This is a genomic window from Kluyvera intermedia (assembly GCF_021440345.1).
GTDB lineage: Bacteria > Pseudomonadota > Gammaproteobacteria > Enterobacterales > Enterobacteriaceae > Kluyvera > Kluyvera intermedia_A.
Genome location: NZ_JAKCNS010000055.1, coordinates 1 through 18816, shown reverse-complemented (window position 1 = coordinate 18816; position 18816 = coordinate 1). Strand labels below are relative to the sequence as shown.

Sequence of the window (18816 nt, the reverse complement as noted above, 5' to 3'; positions counted from 1 at the left end):
GCTAAAAAGCCACAGTAACCGACGGTATATTGACCAGCTCATGAAAATGAAATGGGCATTTCATTAAAAATAAAAATACCATTTCATTTTTAATTTAAGGACAAGCATCGTCAGGTTGTGTTTAAATTTAATTTACGCTTTCAGGCAATTAACGGGGAAAGGCAAAATGGAAAACGCAGTCGATCGTCAGGTATTTTATATTTCCGATGGCACCGCTATTACGGCGGAGGTTCTCGGCCACGCGGTGATGTCGCAATTCCCGGTGGCGATAAACAGCATTACTCTGCCGTTTATTGAAAGCGAAAGCCGGGCGAAGGCGGTGAAGGAGCAAATCGACGCGATTTACCAGCAAACGGGCGTGCGTCCGTTAGTTTTCTATTCCATCGTTATTCCCGAAATTCGCGACATTATTCTGCAATGCGAAGGGTTTTGTCAGGATATCGTGCAGGCCCTGGTCGCACCGCTACAGGAAGAGCTAAAACTTGATCCCACCCCTATCGCCCATCGAACTCACGGCTTAACGCCCGGTAATCTTACCAAATACGATGCGCGTATCGCGGCGATTGATTACACCCTGGCGCATGATGACGGTATTTCTCTGCGTAACCTCGATCAAGCGCAGGTGATCCTGCTTGGTGTCTCGCGCTGCGGAAAAACGCCCACCAGCCTTTATCTGGCGATGCAGTTTGGTATTCGCGCCGCCAACTATCCGTTTATTGCCGACGATATGGATAACCTCGTGCTGCCCGCATCGCTAAAACCGCTACAGCATAAGCTGTTTGGCTTGACCATCAACGCCGAGCGTCTGGCGGCCATTCGCGAGGAGCGACGCGAAAATAGCCGCTACGCCTCAATGCGCCAATGCCGGATGGAGGTCGCGGAAGTTGAAGCGCTGTACCGCCGCAATCAAATACCGTGGATCAATAGCACCAATTATTCCGTTGAGGAAATTGCTACTAAAATCATGGACATCATGGGATTAAGCCGCAGAATGTACTAACACACTAGTACAATGCATCGAATTTGTTTATCATAGCAGTGTGATTGAGAGCACATTACGCTCCGCGCTTGAATTCAGCGGAGATTGGTTTATCGTGATGTGCATCACTTCCCAGCAAATTGGCTGGTGAGGCAACAAATTTCTGAGATCCCCATGAATAAGACCGATGAATTGCGTACGGCTCGAATTGAGAGCCTGATTACGCCTACTGAACTTGCCGAGCGCCACCCGGTATCAGCGGACGTTGCGGCACACGTGACCGCTTCACGCCGACGGATTGAGAAGATCCTCAACGGTGAAGATCGCCGCCTGCTGGCGATTGTTGGCCCCTGCTCTATCCACGATCTTGATGCTGCCATCGATTATGCCCGCCGTTTGCAGGTGCTGCGTGAAAAGCACCAGGGCGAGCTGGAAATCGTCATGCGCACCTATTTCGAAAAACCGCGTACGGTTGTCGGCTGGAAAGGATTAATCTCCGATCCGGATCTCAACGGTAGCTATCGCGTCAATCACGGTATTGAGCAAGCGCGTAAACTGCTGCTGCAGGTCAACACGCTTGGCGTCCCAACCGCTACCGAGTTTCTCGATATGGTGACCGGTCAGTTTATCGCCGATCTCATTAGCTGGGGCGCAATTGGCGCGCGAACCACGGAGAGCCAGATTCACCGCGAAATGGCTTCCGCGCTCTCTTGTCCGGTGGGTTTTAAAAACGGTACCGATGGTAATACGCGTATTGCGGTTGACGCCATTCGCGCCTCTCGCGCCAGCCATATGTTCCTGTCGCCGGATAAAAATGGCCAGATGACCATTTACCAGACCAGTGGTAATCCTTACGGTCATATCATCATGCGTGGGGGTAAGAAACCTAACTACCATGCCGACGATATTGCCGCTGCCTGCGATACGCTACATGAATTCGATTTGCCGGAGCATCTGGTGGTCGATTTCAGCCACGGCAACTGCCAGAAGCAGCACCGCCGCCAGCTGGAAGTGTGTGACGATATTTGCCAGCAGATCCGCAATGGTTCTTCGGCGATTGCCGGTATTATGGCGGAAAGTTTCCTGCGTGAAGGTACGCAGAAAATCGTCGCCGACCAACCGCTCACCTACGGTCAATCGATAACCGATCCTTGCCTGAGCTGGGAAGATACCGAACTGCTGCTGGAAAAACTGGCTGCCGCCGTCGCCACCCGCCTGTAATATCCCCGGCCCGCCGCACCGCGGCGGGCGCTTTACGCTTACCATCTTTAATACTAAATAAAACTTGCGGTTAACTCGCGAATATTGATAATGGTTATCATTGTTACATTGATTTTCATTATAAAAATGTCGCTAATGGATACCTGCGCAGAATTAGAACCGCAAAAGGATAATACGCCTCGCCCACTCTCCAGCGATCGCCGGATCGACAGCCAGATACTGTTAGGTCAGGAAGGCCGCGTGATCATCGAACACGGTGAACACCAATATTTATTGCGTCAAACTCAGGCAGGAAAACTCATTTTAACGAAGTAGCTGCACCACCCAGATGGCAGTGCAGCTAATAACGGATTAGCTCGAACAGCTGACCTCGAGATGTTTACCCCAATCCGGCGGACGGCGGCTGTAATCATCCTGGCGATCGCACCATGGGGAGCGCAACGCTTCATGCAAACGGTGTAATTCCTGATAGTCGCCTTGCTCTGCCTGTTCAATCGCCCGCTGGGCCAACCAGTTACGTAACACAATGGACGGGTTAGCCTGTTTCATCGCGCATTGACGCTGAGAATCATCAATCTGCTCTTGCAGCAGGCGCGTTCGATACTGCGTGAACCAGCTATCAAAAGCCGCCCGGTCGATAAACTCATCGCGCAGCGGTGATGCCGCACTGTGTTGTTCAGTGGCGCTCAGCAGGCGGAATGTCAGGGTATAATCGCTGCCCTCACGTTTCATCAACGCATACAGGCCATTGAGCAAGTCGTTATCTCCCTGCTCTTCGCTAAAGAGTCCCAGCTTTTTACGCATCCGCTGGCCATATTCGCGGAACAGCGTTTGCTGATAGGTATCCAGCGCCGCATTGAGCGCACCCACATCAATCAGCGCCGACAGCGACTGTGCCAGGCATTGTAAATTCCACAGCCCGATAGCCGGTTGATTATCAAAGCGGTAGCGCCCCTGATAGTCGGAGTGGTTACAAATAAACTCAGGCTGATAGTCATCCAGGAAGCCAAACGGGCCGTAATCGAGCGTCAGCCCGAGAATCGACATGTTATCGGTATTCATCACGCCATGCGCGAAACCGACCGTTTGCCAGTGGGCAATCATCTGCGCCGTACGCGTGACCACATCATGGAACCACAGCGCGTAGCGTTCCGGTTGATCCTGCAAATGCGGCCAGTGATGGCGGATGGTGTAGTCCGCCAGCTTACGAACGTTGTCCATATCACGACGATAATAGAAATGTTCAAAATGACCGAAACGGATATGGCTCTCGGCAATACGCATCAGCATAGCACCGGACTCGACGGTTTCTCGTTGGATTGGCGTATCGCTGGCAACAATCGCCAGCGCACGAGTCCCAGGAATCCCCAGATAATGCATTGCTTCAGAGGCCAGGCTTTCGCGCAGCGTGGAACGCAGCACCGCACGACCATCGCCCATCCGCGAGTACGGCGTCAACCCTGCACCTTTAAGGTGCCAGTCAACCGTTTTGCCGTTTTCGAGTTGTTGCTCACCCAGTAAAATACCGCGACCATCGCCTAATTGCCCGGCCCAGACGCCGAACTGGTGGCCGCTATAGACCTGCGCCAGCGGTGACATGCCCGGCAGCAGTTGTTCACCGCCCCAGACTCCGGCCCCTTGTTCTGGGGTAAAGAGCGCGGCAGGAATGGCCAGTTCATTGGCAAGCGGCGCGTTATGCCAGACCACGCGAGCATTGTGTAGCGGCGTGGGCTGTAGAGCGCTGTAAAATTCTGGCAGCTCGTCGCGCCAGCGGGTGTTAAATGACAGGTTCATGGTTCCTCCTGCCCGTAGTGTATTGGGTTACTGTACGTTAAACACCCGAGGAAGTGCAGGGTTATTGTTGCGCTAATGTTATTAATGACGATTCAGGCACCACGGGCCACAAACTCCCCAGCATTCCACTAAAGCCGAAAGACTCCACGCGCTGGCGAAGAATTTCGTCATCAATGCCGGAAATCATAATCGCCCGACAATAGGGTTGTATCTGACTTACGATGGCACGCATAAACGGCTCAAAGGAGCCCGACCTCGCCTGACGCTGGACAAAGTTTCTGTCGAGCACCACGCGACTAAATAGCCCAGCGAAGACGGCTTTAGTCGATGCATCACCGGAGCCAAAGTCGCTGAGTACCAGCGGGAAGCGCTGGCATAATCTGGCGAGCGGGTGATTGTCATCAACCTGATTGAGCCCTGGGAAACCTTCGCTCACGGCCAGTTCCAGAAAGGAGAAACGTTCGACGTTGGCCGCCAGCTCATCATCAGTGAGCAGCGCGTCAACAACACCGGGAGGAATAGTGACCCACGCTTTCAGGCCATGCTGGAGAAAAAACAGTTGGCAGGTAGTCAAAAGATCCAGTTTCTCAAGGAATAAGGCGATTTCTTCTTGCGCGGTAAGTCGTGGCAGAACGAGGCTAGTCGGAATACGAACGTGGTTATTAACACCGCTAAACTGGCTGACAACTTTCAGGCCAACAAGCTGTCCCCCATTATTCCTGGCGGGTAGAAAAAACAATTGAGAACAATACGTATTATCCAGCGATACAATCATTGCGACTGCCCTTCACTAAAAGTCATGTCCGGGTTCCTGAAGTCACAAAGCGAAAACCTACGGTAATGGATACTGTGTTTATTCCTTTCATCGGTTCCTTGTTATTTCATTTGTCCGTCACTGGATCGTAATGATTGTAATCGAAACTACTGGATTAACACAATCAACCTTAAGTTCCATGATCTCGACCAACAAAATGAGAATATCGTTGGTGATTTAATTTAAATTAAATCGACTATGTAAAAAAGGAGGCATTTCGCCTCCTTCTCTTTTACTTAAATTCGCCTGGCCTGCCAAAAATTCTTTCGCCAGTAGACATTGTCGAGGGAGGAACGCGTGACACCCTGGCTGGTTGAGGCATGGATAAACTGATTGTCCGTGTCGTAGATACCGACGTGTAGGCCGCTTTCACCTGCCCCCGTCTTGAAGAACACCAGATCGCCTGGCAGGAGATCGTCTTTATCTATCTCGGTACCTATTTTGGCCTGCTGCCGGGTTTCCCTTGGAAGACGCATTTCAAATTTATCGCGGAAAGTGACCAGCACGAAGGCCGAGCAATCTACCCCTCGACGATTCATGCCACCGTAGCGATAAGGCGTACCGTGCCAGTGTTGTAACTGATCGTTTAAGCTCGCAATAACGGTAATAGAATCCGCAAGTCGCGGATTCGGCGGTGGCGGGCGATGACTGCTACAGCCAACTAAAATGAATGCCACGAGAAAAAGTGTCCAGAAACGCATATCCAGCGCATCCTCTATTTTTATAATCAGCCAACAAATTATATCGATAAGCGATCGGCTGGCAAGCAATGACCGCCGCGCGCGGCTGAGTATGGATTATTTTTCACCGCTATCAGCATAAACGAGCCATTGATGCCCCGCTATTTCCAGCTTCTGGAAAGTCATATTATAGGCCGTCGCTAAATTTTCCGGCTGTAATACGGCGTCAGTTCGACCGCTGGCAATCAATTGTCCGGCGCATAATAACCACACCCGGTGGGCATGCCGCAAAGTGTAGTTAAGATCGTGGCTGCTCATGATGATTGTCACGCCTGCGGCGCACAGCTCAACTAACAGCTTATCCAGCGCGGCCTGCTGGGCGACATCCAGGCTGTTCATCGGCTCATCCAGTAACAGAAGTTGCCCCTGCGCATTATCCCATGGGGAAATCTGTAATATCACCGCCGCAAGCCTGACGCGCTGCCACTCACCGCCTGAAAGCTGGCTGACGTTACGCCCCAGTTTATTACTTAGCCCTAGGGTCTGAATGACACTTTCGGCAAATGATGATTTTTCACTGTCGTGTTGATGCAGCATCAGAAACTGCCAGACGGGCATGGCAAACGGAGGCGTCTGGTGTTGGGACAGATAGGCCCGGTGGCGCGCCAGCGCAGAAGCAGACCACGCATCCAACGGCTGCCCGTTGAGCGTCACCACCCCTTTACCCCGGCTCAAACCAGCCATTCTCGCCAGCAACGTACTCTTTCCCGCCCCGTTAGGCCCAACGAGATGAATAATCTCGCCGCGACCGGCGTCAACGCTAACGTTTTGTAGCCGAACGTTTTCGCTGACGTCCTGAAGCTGCATCAGAGGCATCATGACTGCGCGAGTGCCTGCTTGATGGCGGCCACCAGAGTCGGATCATCCGGCGTCATATCAGGAGAGAAACGGTTGATCACTTCACCATTGCGGCCAATCAAGAACTTCTCGAAATTCCACAGGATATCGCCCGGTTGTGCCGGTGCACGTCCTTTACTGGCCATACGCTCATAGAAACCACTGCCTTCTGGTGCGATGGCATCCGGCGCGATACGGGTTAACTGAGCGTACAGCGGATGACGCCCTTCGCCATTGACGTCAATCTTGCTAAACAGCGGGAACGTTACGCCATAGGTCGTGCTGCAGAAGGTCTTAATTTCTTCTTCGCTGCCCGGTTCCTGTCCAAGGAACTGGTTGCAAGGGAACCCCAGAACGGTAAAACCTTCGCTCTGTAGCGAAGTCTGCAAGGCTTCCAGCTGCTCATACTGCGGCGTCAGGCCGCATTTAGAGGCGACGTTCACAATCAGCAGCACTTTGCCTTTATAGCTTTCGAGTGTCGTGCTTTCACCGTCAATCGTGGTGACTGGGGTGTTCAAAATCGTGGTTTGCATAGCATCCTCTTTTCAGGTTAAGCCGGGTCTAACGCCCGGACTTTAATAGTAACCAGATAAATACCGGCGCGCCTAGCGTCGCCGTCACAACACCTATTGGCAGTTCTGCGGCAGACAGCGCCAGCCGGGCGACAATATCGGCAAACAGGAGCGTACTGGCCCCTGCTAGCGCGCTGGCGGGCAGCAGCACGCGATGGTCAGTCAGGCCACACAGACGCAGCATATGCGGTACCACCAGCCCAATAAAGCCGATAGCACCCGCTAACGCCACGCTCACCCCCACCAGCCAACCGGTAGCCATAACCAACAGCTTGCGCCACAGCGCAATGGGTACACCGAGCTGACGCGCTGAGGTTTCACCCAGCGCCAGCAGATTGAGCGGCTGTGATTGCAGGCAGACCCACACCATGACGGGCAATAGCGCCACCATCAGCCACAGCTGTTGCCAGTCAACGCCACCAAACCCACCCATCATCCAGTACATCAACTGGCGCAGATCAAACGATGTTGAGAAGTAAACCGCCCAGGTCATCAACGCGCTGCAGATAATCCCCAGGGCGACCCCGGCCAGCAGCAATCGACTGGTAGACAGGTGCCTGCGCGCAAAACGCATCAAAATAGCGGTGATAAACAGCGCCCCCGCAATGGCCGCAAGCCCTGGAACCCATTCGGGTAAAACGCCCTGGCCTAGCATAATGACCGCAATCAATCCCACGCCCGCGCCGTTTGACACGCCGAGCAAACCGGGTTCGGCAAGCGGGTTTTCAAATAGAGCCTGCATAACGGCACCGCAAAGCGCAAGCGACGCACCGACCAACATCACGGCAAGCGTGCGCGGCAGGCGAATCTGCCAGATAAAAAGCTGCCCTTTTGCGCTAAACCATTCGCCGGGCGCAATCCATTGATCGCCGGCGCACAGACCGATGACCAGCATAAACAGGAGCACCAGCGTCAGGGCGGTAAGCCAGCGGCGGTTTCTCCGCTGCTGTTGATGTACGTAGACCTGCATAATTACCCGTAAGCACGTAGAGAAGCATTTGATTTTACGGTGGATGTGCCACCTAAGAAAAGAAAAAGGCCGCGAATGCGGCCTTTTTAGTTAGTTCAGATTACTCTTCTTTGGGTGTTGCGTTTTCGACCCGGCTTTTTAACTTCTGTCCTGGTCTGAAGGTCACCACACGCCGGGCTGTAATGGGAATATCCTCACCCGTTTTCGGGTTACGTCCCGGGCGTTGATTTTTATCACGCAAATCAAAGTTACCAAAACCGGATAGCTTTACCTGCTCGCCGTTTTCCAGAGCGCGACGGATCTCCTCAAAAAACAGTTCTACCAGTTCTTTGGCATCCCGCTTGCTAAGCCCAAGCTTATCAAACAGATATTCTGACATTTCAGCTTTTGTAAGCGCCATAGGTTCAATCCCTCAATGATGCCTGGAATCGCTCTTTTAATGCCTCTACACATTTGGCGACGGTAGCGGCAATCTCCTCTTCTTCGAGTGTACGGCTGGTATCTTGTAAAATCAGGCTGATAGCAAGGCTCTTGTAGCCCTCCGCAACACCCTTACCACGGTACACGTCAAATAAGTTTACGCCAACTATCTGATTTACGCCAACTTTCTTACATTCGTTTAAAATATCAGCAGCAGGCACATTTTCAGCAACCACAACGGCGATATCGCGACGGTTCGCTGGGAAGCGAGAAATGTCCTTCGCCTCAGGAACCACGCGGTCTGCAAGCTTGTTCCACTCCAGTTCGAATGCCAGCGTACGACCATTCAGATCCAGTTTACGCTCAAGCTCAGGGTGAATAACACCAATGAAACCAATGCGTTCACCTTTCAGATAAATCGCCGCAGACTGCCCCGGATGCAGCGCCGGGTTTGCTTCCGCTTTAAACTCAATTTCAGACAATTTACCGGTCAGGTCGAGAACGGATTCTAGATCGCCCTTCATATCATAGAAATCAACGGTCTCTTTTGCTAGGTTCCAGTGCTCTTCATAGCGGTTGCCGCAGATAACTCCACCCAGCATCACGTCCTGACGAATGCCCAGCGGCGCTTGAGTATCCGGAACGAAACGCAGACCGGTTTCGAAAATACGCACACGGTTCTGCTGGCGGTTCTGGTTGTATACCGCAGTCGACAGCAGGCCGGTCAGCAGAGACAGACGCATCGCGGACATTTCGCTGGAGATAGGGCTTGGCAGGATCAGCGCTTCTTCACCCGGATGAACCCATTGCTGAACTTTCGGGTCAACGAAGCTGTAGGTGATCACTTCCTGGTAGCCTTTATCGTTCAGCATTGTTTTCACACGCTTGAGCGACAGATTGGCTTCTTTATGGCTACCCATCACCAGACCCGCCTGTACGGGCTCGTTCGGGATGCTGTTATAGCCGTAAACACGTGCCACTTCTTCAACCAGGTCTTCTTCGATTTCCATATCGAAGCGCCAGGTCGGCGCAATGGCCTGCCATTGGTCCTGGCCTACGGTCACTTCACAACCCAGACGGGTCAGGATGTCCGTCACCAGGTCATCAGCAATATGATGGCCAATCAGGCGATCGAGTTTGCTACGGCGCAGCGTGATAGAGGCACGCTTCGGCAAGGTCGCTTCGCTGGTTACATCAATGATTGGACCGGCTTCACCACCACACAGGTCGAGCAGCAGACGGGTGGCACGCTCCATCGCTTTGTACTGCAGAACCGGATCTACGCCGCGTTCATAGCGGTGAGAGGCATCGGTGTGCAGACCATAACGACGCGCGCGGCCGGTGATAGACAGCGGGCTGAAGAAAGCGGATTCCAGCAGTACGTTCTGTGTTTCATCGTTCACGCCAGAGTGTTCACCACCAAAGATACCGGCCATCGCCAGCGCTTTGTTGTGATCAGCAATGACCAGCGTATCAGCGCTGAGTTTTGCTTCGGTGCCGTCCAGCAGAACCAGGGTTTCACCCTCTTTTGCCATACGCACTTTGATCCCACCTTCGATGCGATCTTTATCGAACGCATGCATTGGCTGACCCAGTTCCAGCAGCACGTAGTTGGTGATGTCAACAACTGCGTCGATAGAACGAATGCCACAACGACGCAGCTTCTCTTTCATCCACAGCGGGGTTGGCGCTTTAACGTTAATACCTTTCACGGCGCGCCCTAGGTAGCGTGGGCAGGCATCAGCGGCTTCAACGTCAATCGGCAGAACATCAGCAATCGTTGCCGCAACCGGCGCGATTTCCGGCGCGTTCAGCGGCAGCTTGTTCAGCACGGCGACGTCGCGTGCCACGCCGATGATACCCAGGCAGTCGGCGCGGTTTGGCGTCACGCTAATTTCGATGGTGTTGTCATCAAGTTTCAGGTATTCACGGATATCGGTACCCAGCGGCGCATCGGCCGGCAGTTCAATAATACCGTCATGGTCGTCAGAAATACCCAGCTCGGAGAACGAGCACAGCATCCCTTCAGACGGCTCACCGCGCAGTTTGGCGGCTTTAATTTTGAAGTCGCCAGGCAGAACAGCGCCGATAGTCGCTACCGCAACTTTCAGGCCCTGACGGCAGTTTGGCGCACCGCAGACGATGTCCAGAAGGCGTTCACCACCGACGTTGACTTTCGTCACACGCAGTTTGTCCGCATTCGGGTGCTGACCGCACTCGACGACTTCACCAACCACAACCCCATTGAAGCTACCGGCAACCGCTTCAACGCCGTCAACTTCCAGACCAGCCATGGTGATTTGCCCTGACAGCGCTTCGCTATCAATGGCTGGATTTACCCATTCGCGTAACCACAGTTCACTGAATTTCATTGTTTTGTCCTGCCCTTATTTAAACTGTTTGAGGAAACGCAGATCGTTTTCGAAGAACGCACGTAAATCGGTGACGCCGTAACGCAGCATGGTCAAACGCTCCATACCCATACCGAACGCGAAGCCGGAATAGACTTCCGGGTCGATACCGACGTTACGCAGAACGTTCGGGTGCACCATGCCGCAGCCCAGAACTTCCAGCCATTTGCCGTTTTTACCCATAACATCTACTTCAGCGGATGGTTCGGTGAACGGGAAGTAGGACGGACGGAAACGAATCTGCAGATCTTCCTCAAAGAAGTTGCGCAGGAAATCGTGCAGCGTGCCTTTCAGGTTGGTAAAGCTGATGTTTTTATCAACAATCAAACCTTCCATCTGATGGAACATCGGGGTGTGCGTCTGGTCGTAGTCGTTACGATACACGCGGCCCGGCGCAATAATACGGATTGGCGGCTCTTGCCCTTTCATGGTACGGATCTGAACGCCAGAGGTCTGAGTGCGCAGCAGACGCGTCGCATCAAACCAGAAAGTGTCGTGGTCAGCACGTGCTGGGTGATGCTTAGGGATATTCAGCGCATCGAAGTTATGGTAGTCATCTTCGATTTCCGGCCCCGTTGCAACGGTAAAACCGAGCTCACCGAAGAAACTTTCAATACGGTCGATGGTACGCGTAACCGGGTGCAAGCCACCATTTTCAATACGACGACCCGGCAGGGAGATATCAATAGTCTCCGCGGCCAGACGAGCATTTAGCGCAGCATTTTCCAGAGCTGCTTTACGCGCGTTAAGCGCCTGCTGCACCTGTTCTTTCGCTTCGTTAATCACCGCGCCCGCTGCTGGACGCTCTTCCGGCGGCAGCTCGCGCAGGGTAGTCATCTGAAGGGTCAGGTGCCCTTTCTTGCCCAAATATTCGACGCGGACATTGTCTAACGCGGCAACATCTGAAGCCTGGTTAATGGCGGCCGTTGCACTGGCAACCAGCTCTGCGAGATGTGACATGGTTTTCCTCGTTATGTGGCGATATTCACTAGTCGCTCGTATATACGCAAAATCATTCAAGTTGTATCAAGATGGCAAAAGAGCGAATCCTCAGGAGCGTACATTAGTACGTAACTGGGATGAGCAAACGCAGCCAACACAGAGAAAACTTGAAGGGTGACGCGTATAAAAAAAGCCTCCACCAGGGAGGCTTTTAGGCGCTGTTTTCCGTTTCTTCTTTCACGCGCAAGCCTCCTGGATTCAGGTGCTAAAGTAAAAAAAGAAGCGGAAAATAGCAGCATTCATGCTTGCGTTACCTTGTGTGGTAAGAAACGTAGAACCTTTATTGAAAGGGCTACGGGAATAAATGTCAACGTATTGATACAGTTAAAATGAAAAGAGGGAGACTAGCTCCCTCTTCCAACCGGCTTACGCCAGTGCTGCTTTCGCTTTTTCAACTAACGCGGTGAACGCGATTTTGTCGAATACGGCGATGTCAGCCAGGATCTTACGGTCGATTTCAACAGAGGCTTTTTTCAGGCCGTTGATGAATTTGCTGTAAGAAATACCGTTCTGACGTGCTGCTGCGTTGATACGCGCAATCCACAGTTGACGGAACTGACGCTTTTTCTGACGACGGTCACGATAAGCGTACTGACCTGCTTTGATAACAGCCTGGAAGGCAACGCGGTATACGCGAGAACGCGCACCGTAGTAACCTTTAGCTTGTTTCAAAATTTTCTTGTGACGTGCACGGGCAACTACACCACGTTTTACGCGAGCCATATGTGCTCTCCTGTATCTATTCTAATTAAAAAGTTAAAAGGGTTAACGACTTATGCGTACGGCAGGCACGCGATTACCAGGCCCAGATCGCCTTTAGAAACCATGGCTTTTGGACGCAGGTGACGTTTACGCTTGGTAGCTTTTTTGGTCAGAATGTGACGCAGGTTAGCGCGCTTGTGCTTAAAACCACCTTTACCGGTTTTTTTGAAGCGCTTAGCAGCACCGCGTACGGTCTTAATTTTTGGCATTTTAATAACTTCCACTTCGCATTGTTAATAAACGAAACGTAGGCGAACAGTACCTGTGAAGCCCGAAGGCTCCACAGACATTGCTACTTGAAGGCCTTACTGTTTCTTCTTAGGAGCGAGCACCATGATCATCTGGCGGCCTTCGATCTTCGTAGGGAAGGATTCGACTACTGCCAGTTCACTCAGATCGTCACGGACGCGCGTAAGCACTTCCATACCAATCTGTTGGTGGGCCATTTCACGACCGCGGAAACGCAGTGTGATCTTAGCCTTATCGCCCTCTTCGAGAAAGCGTACCAGGCTGCGGAGTTTTACCTGGTAGTCGCCATCATCGGTACCAGGACGGAATTTAATTTCCTTAACCTGGATAACTTTTTGCTTTTTCTTCTGTTCCTTAGAAGACTTACTTTTTTCATAAAGGAACTTGCCGTAGTCCATGATACGACAAACTGGCGGTTCGGCGTTAGGGCTGATTTCAACTAAATCTACTCCAGCTTCTTCAGCTTTTTCGATAGCTTCTCTCAGACTCACAATACCCAAAGCTTCGCCTTCCAGACCTGTTAAGCGAACTTCCAGGGCGCGAATCTCGCCATTGATACGATTCGGACGTGCCGTTTGAACTCGTTTTCCGCCTTTAATACCTTATTCCTCCAGTTGTTTTAGACTGCGGCTGCGAATCTCTTGTTGCAGCTTCTCGATAACTTCATTTACGTCCAGGCTGCCCAAGTCTTTGCCACGACGGGTACGCACGGCAACTTTGCCTGCTTCTACCTCTTTGTCGCCACAGACCAACATGTAAGGGACACGACGTAAAGTGTGCTCGCGGATTTTAAAGCCAATCTTCTCATTTCTCAAGTCTGCTTTTACACGAATGCCCGCATTTTGCAGTTTACGGGTCAATTCGTTGACATATTCAGACTGAGAATCGGTAATATTCATTACCACAACCTGTACAGGAGCAATCCAGGTTGGGAAGAAACCGGCGAATTCTTCGGTCAGGATGCCAATGAAACGCTCCAGTGAACCAAGAATTGCACGGTGAATCATCACCGGTACCTGACGTTCGTTGCTTTCGCCAATATAAGAGGCGCTCAGACGAGACGGCAGGGAGAAGTCTAACTGAACAGTACCGCACTGCCATGCACGATCGAGGCAGTCATAAAGGGTAAATTCAATTTTCGGACCATAGAAGGCACCTTCACCCAGTTGATACTCAAACGGGATGTTGTTTTCTTCCAGCGCAACAGCCAGGTCGGCTTCTGCGCGGTCCCAGGTTTCATCGCTACCGATACGTTTTTCCGGACGCGTTGAAAGTTTGACCACGATTTTATCAAAACCGAAAGTGCTGTACATATCATAGACTAAACGAATGCACGCGTTCACTTCATCACGCACCTGCTCTTCGGTACAGAAGATATGGGCGTCATCCTGAGTAAATCCACGTACACGCATTAAGCCATGCAGCGCACCTGACGGTTCGTTACGGTGGCAGCTACCGAACTCTGCCATACGCAGCGGCAGATCGCGGTAGGATTTCAGACCCTGGTTGAAGATCTGAACGTGCCCTGGGCAGTTCATCGGTTTGATACAGTATTCACGGTTCTCTGAAGAGGTGGTGAACATTGCATCTTTATAGTTATCCCAGTGGCCGGTTTTTTCCCACAGCACACGGTCCATCATGAATGGACCTTTTACTTCCTGATACTGGTACTCTTTGAGCTTAGAGCGCACGAAGGTTTCCAGTTCACGGAAGATAGTCCAGCCGTCGTTATGCCAGAACACCATACCCGGCGCTTCTTCCTGCATATGATACAGGTCGAGCTGCTTACCGATTTTACGGTGGTCGCGCTTCGCCGCTTCTTCAAGACGCAGCAGATAGGCATTGAGGGCTTTTTTGTCCGTCCATGCGGTACCATAGATACGCTGCAGCATCTTGTTGTCGCTGTCGCCGCGCCAGTAGGCACCAGCTGTTTTCATCAGCTTAAAGTTGTGGCAAAAACGCATATTCGGCACGTGCGGGCCACGGCACATGTCGACATATTCTTCGTGATGGTACAAGCCAGGCTTGTCATCATGCGAAATGTTTTCATCAAGAATGGCAACTTTATAGGTTTCACCACGAGAGACGAAAGCATCACGGGCTTCATGCCAGCTCACTTTCTTCTTGATGACATCATAGTTTTTCTCGGCGAGCTCGTGCATACGTTTTTCGAGCGCGTCGATGTCTTCCTGGGTCAGCGTATGGTCAAGATCAACGTCGTAATAGAAACCGTTGTCGATAACCGGGCCGATCGCCATTTTGGTGTTTGGCCACAGCTGTTTGATAGCATGACCCAGCAAGTGCGCACACGAGTGACGAATGATTTCCAGACCCGCTTCATCTTTTACGGTGATGAGGGCAAGAGTGGCATCATTTTCAATCAGATCGGAAGCATCAACCAGTTCACCGTTTACGCGCCCAGCGATGGTGGCTTTTGCCAGGCCAGGACCGATGTCCAGAGCAACATCCATTGGGCTAACGGCTTGATCGTAATGGCGTTGGCTGCCATCAGGAAGAGTAATTACAGGCATTTAATGTCCTTATTTGCAGTGGTGCCCCACACGAAAGAGCACATACAAAATTAAATTATTTAGAAATACCAGACGGTTAAGTACGTTTCTGAGCTTCACTCTGCTAAGTGTGTACAAAGGATGAACAAAATCCAAAATGTACTCGCACTAACTATCTGATACCGAGCCATTAGTTTACACGTCGAGGACATGTCAGAAAAGCTTGAATTCAGTCGGAGAGTTCGCACTTTTTCTTATCGGCTATAAATAACGCGATTCAACGTGATGTGCCCTGCTCTTCCAACGACATATAGATAGGCTCAGTTGACCGCTATAAAGGCAGCGCTGGACCAACCCGGAGAATGAGTTCCCCTGAAAGGGCGTGATTTACTTAGTTGGAGCACCTGGAATACCCCTGTTCTGGCAACGATTTGAAAAGCACCAGACTGTTTAAGGGGCTCACAAACCGTCGGGTCTTGACGAAGAAGAATCATCGTTCAGGAATGAAAGCTGAGAAAATCTGGGACAACGAACATGCTCATAGGGAAAATGGCATAAGCAAAATTATAGGTGTTTTTTTACTGCATCCAATATTTCCTGGGTTGCTAGATCTCTGTCTGTGGCCACATACACAACCCCATGATCTCCCGTTAGAGAAGGAAAACCTGCTGACATGATTTGCAGGTCTATCTCCTCACCGTTTGGATACTCTTGTCGTATAGACGTAATATCTTTACGCACAGTGATAACTCTACAGGGTTCCGCATTAAAAAAAACAATGACCTTTTTCATCTATTGCCATGACTCCATCGTTCGTTTTCACCGGCCGTATCATTTTTATGAAGGTAGTCCTGAGGACTGAACTCTGGTGACTACGGCCTCATTAAACATCATGTTTGTTTTGCAGAAAATACACTTTGCACCGAATGGGTTTTTCTCTGAAACATCAAAGATTGAAGTTCGGTACTGAGAGCCATGACAACATGGGCATCTGAAATGAATATTTAGATTAATAATATATACCTCATTGATGACAATCACCTGCCGCCATCATCCCAACGTACTGCACTGTTTAACATTATCAATTCAGGCAAATTATCGAGAATAAACACAAGCAACTATCCGATTAAACGTGTATGGTGGCAGTCCCTTAAATCAGGAAATGCCTATGTCCGGACGTAAAAACACACAATCCCGTCGCAATCACTTAGTCAAATGTTCATGCCCGAACTGTTCAAAAGATTCTGAACATAGTTTTAGTCGAGTTCAGAAAGGTTCCCAACTTGTCTGCCCGTACTGCAGTACTTTATTCAAATCGGCACAACGCTTCTAAAAATCACGGCCTTGCCAAATGATGCGGGTGAATAATGTTGGACCTACTCATTTGGCAATATAGTTTGGCTAGCACAGAGTTTTTTGTTTGGGACGTGATGTTTTTTGATGGCCAAAAAAACTATCAACTCACTATCTTTCAAGCAGTTATCTTAAAAAATGCAGTTTTTCTCACACCGCAACCTGCACATTCTCAGATAACAAGTGAACTAAAAAAAGCAGACTATTGCTAAGCAAATTTATTTTTACCATTCAATTGTTAGGCCTGTCTACTCAGGAATAATCCGTCATCGTTATCGCAGACCTATAATTTTTATTTGTCACATAGAATTAAATTCGTAGCTGCGGGGCCTTTATCGCCGCTATGAATTGCAAATTCAACTTTTTGCCCTTCAAATAACGTTTCTAAATTACCGCTATGGCGAGCAGAAAGACGGATCAATACATCTTTACTGCCATCAAGCGGAGAGATAAGGCCAAAACCTTTGTCTTCATTAAACCACTTAACCAAGCCTTGAATTCTTGAGGACATACTGACTCCTGTTGAGCATTTTTGATTTTTATAAAAACATATCGTATTGAACGTATAGGCTCAAGGGAGGGGGTATCAGCGATAGCGCCTGGCTATGAGAACTGCTCAGTAAAATGTTTTACGTCGTTGGTATAACGAACTAACCACTTTATTAATGCACGACTGGCCCTGATTAGCAAATTTTATTTTGGCCGTCCAGAAGCCTTTCTAAAAAATAACCATATAAAAATAGCTTTTAAATTTTTTCAAGCGTATATTCGTTGCGTGTTTTTAAAAAGGAATTTACTTGTCCCATAAAATGACAGGAATTGTCAGAAGTTTTGACGTAATTAGTGGCAAAGGTTTTATCACCCCATCAGATGGTCGAAAAGACGTTCTACTCCACATCTCAGCCTTCTACAATAGTGAATCAGAATCACTCCAGCCAGGAGTTCGTGTAGAGTTTTGCCGCATCAATGGTCTTAAAGGCCCTACCGCCGCAAATGTTTACCTTTCCTGATTGACCACATTCGCATACACCAACGCCTCAGCTGGTCGCCGCGTCCCCCATTTTCTTCGTTTGACTTGCTGCGGCAGTTAACCTGATTACTGGCCCCCATAATGCTGTAGAGGGCGTGCAGAATACTAAATGCCACGATAGCAGCGCCACCGACGGAAGGACTGCCGTATGAGTTTCCCCGACAAAGGCCTCAATGCCCTTCCCTGCGTGCGTGGCTATTTTTGCCAGCGATTCTGGTACACTAAAACAACGCGTGAACGAAAAGGAGCCGACAATGCCAACAGACCGATTTGCCAAAAAGCACTGGAAAATGGTGCTGGTGCTGATAGCTATATGTGGAGCGATGTTGTTGCTCAGGTGGGCGGCGATGATATGGGGTGAATAAACGGTAAATCCTACCGTGGCTGAACGCCGGAAATTGAAGACAGCTAACGATATTGCCTGAATATTAAAACACAGACAAAAAATGCTTTTTAAATATGTTCATTGACAATACGTGCGAAGAAAGCTTATTTGGAATGACAATTTAATTACAAAAACTGAAGCTTTTTATTTAAAAAAAGAATAATAGCAGCAAGAAAAACCGGTACCACTCTACCCGGTTTTCTCTGCCGGTATTAATAATCAATAGAAAATCAAATTATTACAGCACAGAATTATTAGGACCAGCCGCCAGCAACCAGGGTGTGTACGTTAAACGCATCATCCATAGATTGACCGGTAGACTGAGAGCCTGGGGCGATGTTAGAGCCTGCTTCGACGTCATAGGCGCTGGAAATACCAACGTGCTGTGCAGTCGTTACAGTAGCGGTAGAACTGGCAGGCTGTGTTGCAGGTTCAGCAGCGATTACGCCGAAAGAAAGTGCTGACAGCAGAATAGCTGCAGATGCGATTTTGATATTTTTCATAATGTTTATTCTCTGACTTGATTAAGACTTTGAAACGCTAAGGCATCATATTGCCCTTGAACATAGTCTAGATCCAGATCACACTTTTGGCTAGTCAAAATATTTAGCTATTCGTGTCAAATTAATTGACTATATGTCAGATTAACCAAATGTGGAGATATTATGGAGAACTTGTATTTTTAATTAAATAAAACGCTGGTTGTTTTTAATAATAACACTAAACGATAAATATCAGAACACAGGCCGGGTATTCCCGGCCTGATA

At 50.0% G+C, this 18816-nt stretch carries 24 protein-coding genes and 1 other annotated feature; of the genes, 6 read left to right on the top strand and 18 right to left on the bottom strand.

Annotation, left to right across the window (positions count from 1 at the left end; genetic code table 11):
* Positions 1-166: 166 nt before the first annotated feature.
* The 3 genes from LZ634_RS16105 (at position 167) to hemP (ending at position 2515) form a co-directional block, all read left to right on the top strand.
* On the top strand, positions 167-1000 hold the full coding sequence (locus tag LZ634_RS16105; RefSeq protein WP_061285142.1) for a pyruvate, water dikinase regulatory protein: 834 nt from the start codon (positions 167-169) through the stop codon (positions 998-1000).
* Between the two features lie 153 nt (positions 1001-1153).
* Positions 1154-2200 carry a 3-deoxy-7-phosphoheptulonate synthase AroH gene (gene aroH, locus LZ634_RS16100; protein WP_234507075.1) on the top strand — a complete coding sequence of 349 codons (1047 nt, stop codon included), beginning with the start codon at positions 1154-1156 and terminating at the stop codon, positions 2198-2200.
* A gap of 90 nt (positions 2201-2290) precedes the next feature.
* Positions 2291-2515: a hemin uptake protein HemP gene (hemP, locus tag LZ634_RS16095; protein WP_234507073.1), complete on the top strand. Its 225-nt coding sequence runs from the start codon at positions 2291-2293 to the stop codon at positions 2513-2515.
* Between the two features lie 36 nt (positions 2516-2551).
* Here the strand turns inward: hemP and selO are convergent, their stop codons facing one another.
* The 16 genes from selO to LZ634_RS16015 all read right to left on the bottom strand — a co-directional run bounded on the left by selO (position 2552) and on the right by LZ634_RS16015 (position 16295).
* Entirely contained in the window at positions 2552-3994 is a 1443-nt protein-coding gene (gene selO, locus LZ634_RS16090; protein ID WP_234507071.1) for a protein adenylyltransferase SelO, read from the bottom strand.
* Positions 3995-4055: 61 nt separating this feature from the next.
* The gene (locus LZ634_RS16085) at positions 4056-4769 is read right to left on the bottom strand and encodes an EAL domain-containing protein (protein WP_234507069.1); all 714 of its coding nucleotides are present in this window, start codon (positions 4767-4769) and stop codon (positions 4056-4058) included.
* Between the two features lie 275 nt (positions 4770-5044).
* On the bottom strand, positions 5045-5509 hold the full coding sequence (locus tag LZ634_RS16080; RefSeq protein ID WP_234507067.1) for a C40 family peptidase: 465 nt from the start codon (positions 5507-5509) through the stop codon (positions 5045-5047).
* A gap of 96 nt (positions 5510-5605) precedes the next feature.
* Positions 5606-6367, bottom strand: a complete 762-nt coding sequence (btuD, locus tag LZ634_RS16075; protein ID WP_234507065.1) for a vitamin B12 ABC transporter ATP-binding protein BtuD — start codon at positions 6365-6367, stop codon at positions 5606-5608.
* On the bottom strand, positions 6364-6918 hold the full coding sequence (locus LZ634_RS16070) for a glutathione peroxidase (RefSeq protein ID WP_234507063.1): 555 nt from the start codon (positions 6916-6918) through the stop codon (positions 6364-6366). Before LZ634_RS16070 ends, btuD begins: the two co-directional genes overlap by 4 nt.
* 28 nt (positions 6919-6946) lie before the next feature.
* Positions 6947-7927 (bottom strand): vitamin B12 ABC transporter permease BtuC, encoded by a 981-nt coding sequence (gene btuC / locus LZ634_RS16065; RefSeq protein WP_234507062.1) that lies wholly within the window; start codon positions 7925-7927, stop codon positions 6947-6949.
* A gap of 100 nt (positions 7928-8027) precedes the next feature.
* Positions 8028-8327, bottom strand: coding sequence for an integration host factor subunit alpha (ihfA, locus tag LZ634_RS16060; RefSeq protein ID WP_003030571.1), 300 nt, complete (start codon positions 8325-8327; stop codon positions 8028-8030).
* Positions 8328-8331: 4 nt separating this feature from the next.
* The gene (gene pheT, locus LZ634_RS16055) at positions 8332-10719 is read right to left on the bottom strand and encodes a phenylalanine--tRNA ligase subunit beta (RefSeq protein ID WP_234507059.1); all 2388 of its coding nucleotides are present in this window, start codon (positions 10717-10719) and stop codon (positions 8332-8334) included.
* 15 nt (positions 10720-10734) lie between these two features.
* Entirely contained in the window at positions 10735-11718 is a 984-nt protein-coding gene (gene pheS / locus LZ634_RS16050) for a phenylalanine--tRNA ligase subunit alpha (RefSeq protein ID WP_234507057.1), read from the bottom strand.
* Between the two features lie 165 nt (positions 11719-11883).
* Positions 11884-12008 (bottom strand) — a sequence feature (Phe leader region).
* Positions 11959-12003, bottom strand: a complete 45-nt coding sequence (gene pheM, locus LZ634_RS16045; RefSeq protein ID WP_001386830.1) for a pheST operon leader peptide PheM — start codon at positions 12001-12003, stop codon at positions 11959-11961. It overlaps the preceding feature by 45 nt.
* Positions 12009-12126: 118 nt before the next feature.
* Entirely contained in the window at positions 12127-12483 is a 357-nt protein-coding gene (gene rplT, locus LZ634_RS16040; protein WP_052284424.1) for a 50S ribosomal protein L20, read from the bottom strand.
* Between the two features lie 50 nt (positions 12484-12533).
* Positions 12534-12731: a 50S ribosomal protein L35 gene (gene rpmI, locus LZ634_RS16035; RefSeq protein ID WP_012017121.1), complete on the bottom strand. Its 198-nt coding sequence runs from the start codon at positions 12729-12731 to the stop codon at positions 12534-12536.
* A gap of 96 nt (positions 12732-12827) precedes the next feature.
* Positions 12828-13370: a translation initiation factor IF-3 gene (infC, locus tag LZ634_RS16030; protein WP_071830666.1), complete on the bottom strand. Its 543-nt coding sequence runs from the start codon at positions 13368-13370 to the stop codon at positions 12828-12830.
* Between the two features lie 3 nt (positions 13371-13373).
* A complete protein-coding gene (gene thrS / locus LZ634_RS16025) occupies positions 13374-15302 on the bottom strand; it encodes a threonine--tRNA ligase (RefSeq protein WP_234507055.1) in 1929 nt (642 codons plus the stop codon).
* A 543-nt stretch (positions 15303-15845) separates the two neighbouring features.
* Entirely contained in the window at positions 15846-16073 is a 228-nt protein-coding gene (locus LZ634_RS16020; RefSeq protein ID WP_234507052.1) for a hypothetical protein, read from the bottom strand.
* Positions 16074-16118: 45 nt separating this feature from the next.
* Positions 16119-16295 (bottom strand): cold-shock protein, encoded by a 177-nt coding sequence (locus LZ634_RS16015; protein WP_234507076.1) that lies wholly within the window; start codon positions 16293-16295, stop codon positions 16119-16121.
* A 148-nt stretch (positions 16296-16443) separates the two neighbouring features.
* Between LZ634_RS16015 and LZ634_RS16010 the strand changes: the two genes are divergently transcribed.
* Complete coding sequence (locus LZ634_RS16010; protein ID WP_320673463.1) at positions 16444-16614, top strand: YnfU family zinc-binding protein; 171 nt, start codon at positions 16444-16446, stop codon at positions 16612-16614.
* A gap of 312 nt (positions 16615-16926) precedes the next feature.
* Here LZ634_RS16010 and LZ634_RS16005 read toward each other — a convergent pair whose 3' ends face one another.
* Positions 16927-17145: a cold shock domain-containing protein gene (locus LZ634_RS16005; protein WP_234507048.1), complete on the bottom strand. Its 219-nt coding sequence runs from the start codon at positions 17143-17145 to the stop codon at positions 16927-16929.
* Positions 17146-17431: 286 nt separating this feature from the next.
* Between LZ634_RS16005 and cspF the strand changes: the two genes are divergently transcribed.
* Together cspF and yniD are read left to right on the top strand one after the other, a co-directional pair.
* Positions 17432-17644, top strand: a complete 213-nt coding sequence (gene cspF, locus LZ634_RS16000) for a cold shock-like protein CspF (protein ID WP_234507046.1) — start codon at positions 17432-17434, stop codon at positions 17642-17644.
* Positions 17645-17918: 274 nt separating this feature from the next.
* A complete protein-coding gene (gene yniD / locus LZ634_RS15995; RefSeq protein WP_126440732.1) occupies positions 17919-18029 on the top strand; it encodes a small membrane protein YniD in 111 nt (36 codons plus the stop codon).
* 274 nt (positions 18030-18303) lie between these two features.
* On the opposite strand, the gene LZ634_RS15990 is transcribed toward yniD, so the two are convergent.
* Entirely contained in the window at positions 18304-18552 is a 249-nt protein-coding gene (locus LZ634_RS15990) for a hypothetical protein (protein ID WP_234507044.1), read from the bottom strand.
* Between the last annotated feature and the right edge of the window lie 264 nt (positions 18553-18816).

Coding starts and splice junctions, on each gene's coding strand:
- yniD (WP_126440732.1), top strand. CDS start 17,919: ATGCCAACAGACCGATTTGCCAAAAAGCACTGGAAAATGGTGCTGGTG.
- LZ634_RS16005 (WP_234507048.1), bottom strand. CDS start 17,145: ATGTCCTCAAGAATTCAAGGCTTGGTTAAGTGGTTTAATGAAGACAAA.
- thrS (WP_234507055.1), bottom strand. CDS start 15,302: ATGCCTGTAATTACTCTTCCTGATGGCAGCCAACGCCATTACGATCAA.
- rplT (WP_052284424.1), bottom strand. CDS start 12,483: ATGGCTCGCGTAAAACGTGGTGTAGTTGCCCGTGCACGTCACAAGAAA.
- btuD (WP_234507065.1), bottom strand. CDS start 6,367: ATGATGCCTCTGATGCAGCTTCAGGACGTCAGCGAAAACGTTCGGCTA.
- LZ634_RS16070 (WP_234507063.1), bottom strand. CDS start 6,918: ATGCAAACCACGATTTTGAACACCCCAGTCACCACGATTGACGGTGAA.
- pheS (WP_234507057.1), bottom strand. CDS start 11,718: ATGTCACATCTCGCAGAGCTGGTTGCCAGTGCAACGGCCGCCATTAAC.
- pheT (WP_234507059.1), bottom strand. CDS start 10,719: ATGAAATTCAGTGAACTGTGGTTACGCGAATGGGTAAATCCAGCCATT.
- LZ634_RS16085 (WP_234507069.1), bottom strand. CDS start 4,769: ATGATTGTATCGCTGGATAATACGTATTGTTCTCAATTGTTTTTTCTA.
- btuC (WP_234507062.1), bottom strand. CDS start 7,927: ATGCAGGTCTACGTACATCAACAGCAGCGGAGAAACCGCCGCTGGCTT.
- LZ634_RS16020 (WP_234507052.1), bottom strand. CDS start 16,073: ATGAAAAAGGTCATTGTTTTTTTTAATGCGGAACCCTGTAGAGTTATC.
- LZ634_RS16010 (WP_320673463.1), top strand. CDS start 16,444: ATGCCTATGTCCGGACGTAAAAACACACAATCCCGTCGCAATCACTTA.
- selO (WP_234507071.1), bottom strand. CDS start 3,994: ATGAACCTGTCATTTAACACCCGCTGGCGCGACGAGCTGCCAGAATTT.
- LZ634_RS16080 (WP_234507067.1), bottom strand. CDS start 5,509: ATGCGTTTCTGGACACTTTTTCTCGTGGCATTCATTTTAGTTGGCTGT.
- LZ634_RS15990 (WP_234507044.1), bottom strand. CDS start 18,552: ATGAAAAATATCAAAATCGCATCTGCAGCTATTCTGCTGTCAGCACTT.
- aroH (WP_234507075.1), top strand. CDS start 1,154: ATGAATAAGACCGATGAATTGCGTACGGCTCGAATTGAGAGCCTGATT.
- LZ634_RS16105 (WP_061285142.1), top strand. CDS start 167: ATGGAAAACGCAGTCGATCGTCAGGTATTTTATATTTCCGATGGCACC.
- hemP (WP_234507073.1), top strand. CDS start 2,291: ATGGTTATCATTGTTACATTGATTTTCATTATAAAAATGTCGCTAATG.
- ihfA (WP_003030571.1), bottom strand. CDS start 8,327: ATGGCGCTTACAAAAGCTGAAATGTCAGAATATCTGTTTGATAAGCTT.
- rpmI (WP_012017121.1), bottom strand. CDS start 12,731: ATGCCAAAAATTAAGACCGTACGCGGTGCTGCTAAGCGCTTCAAAAAA.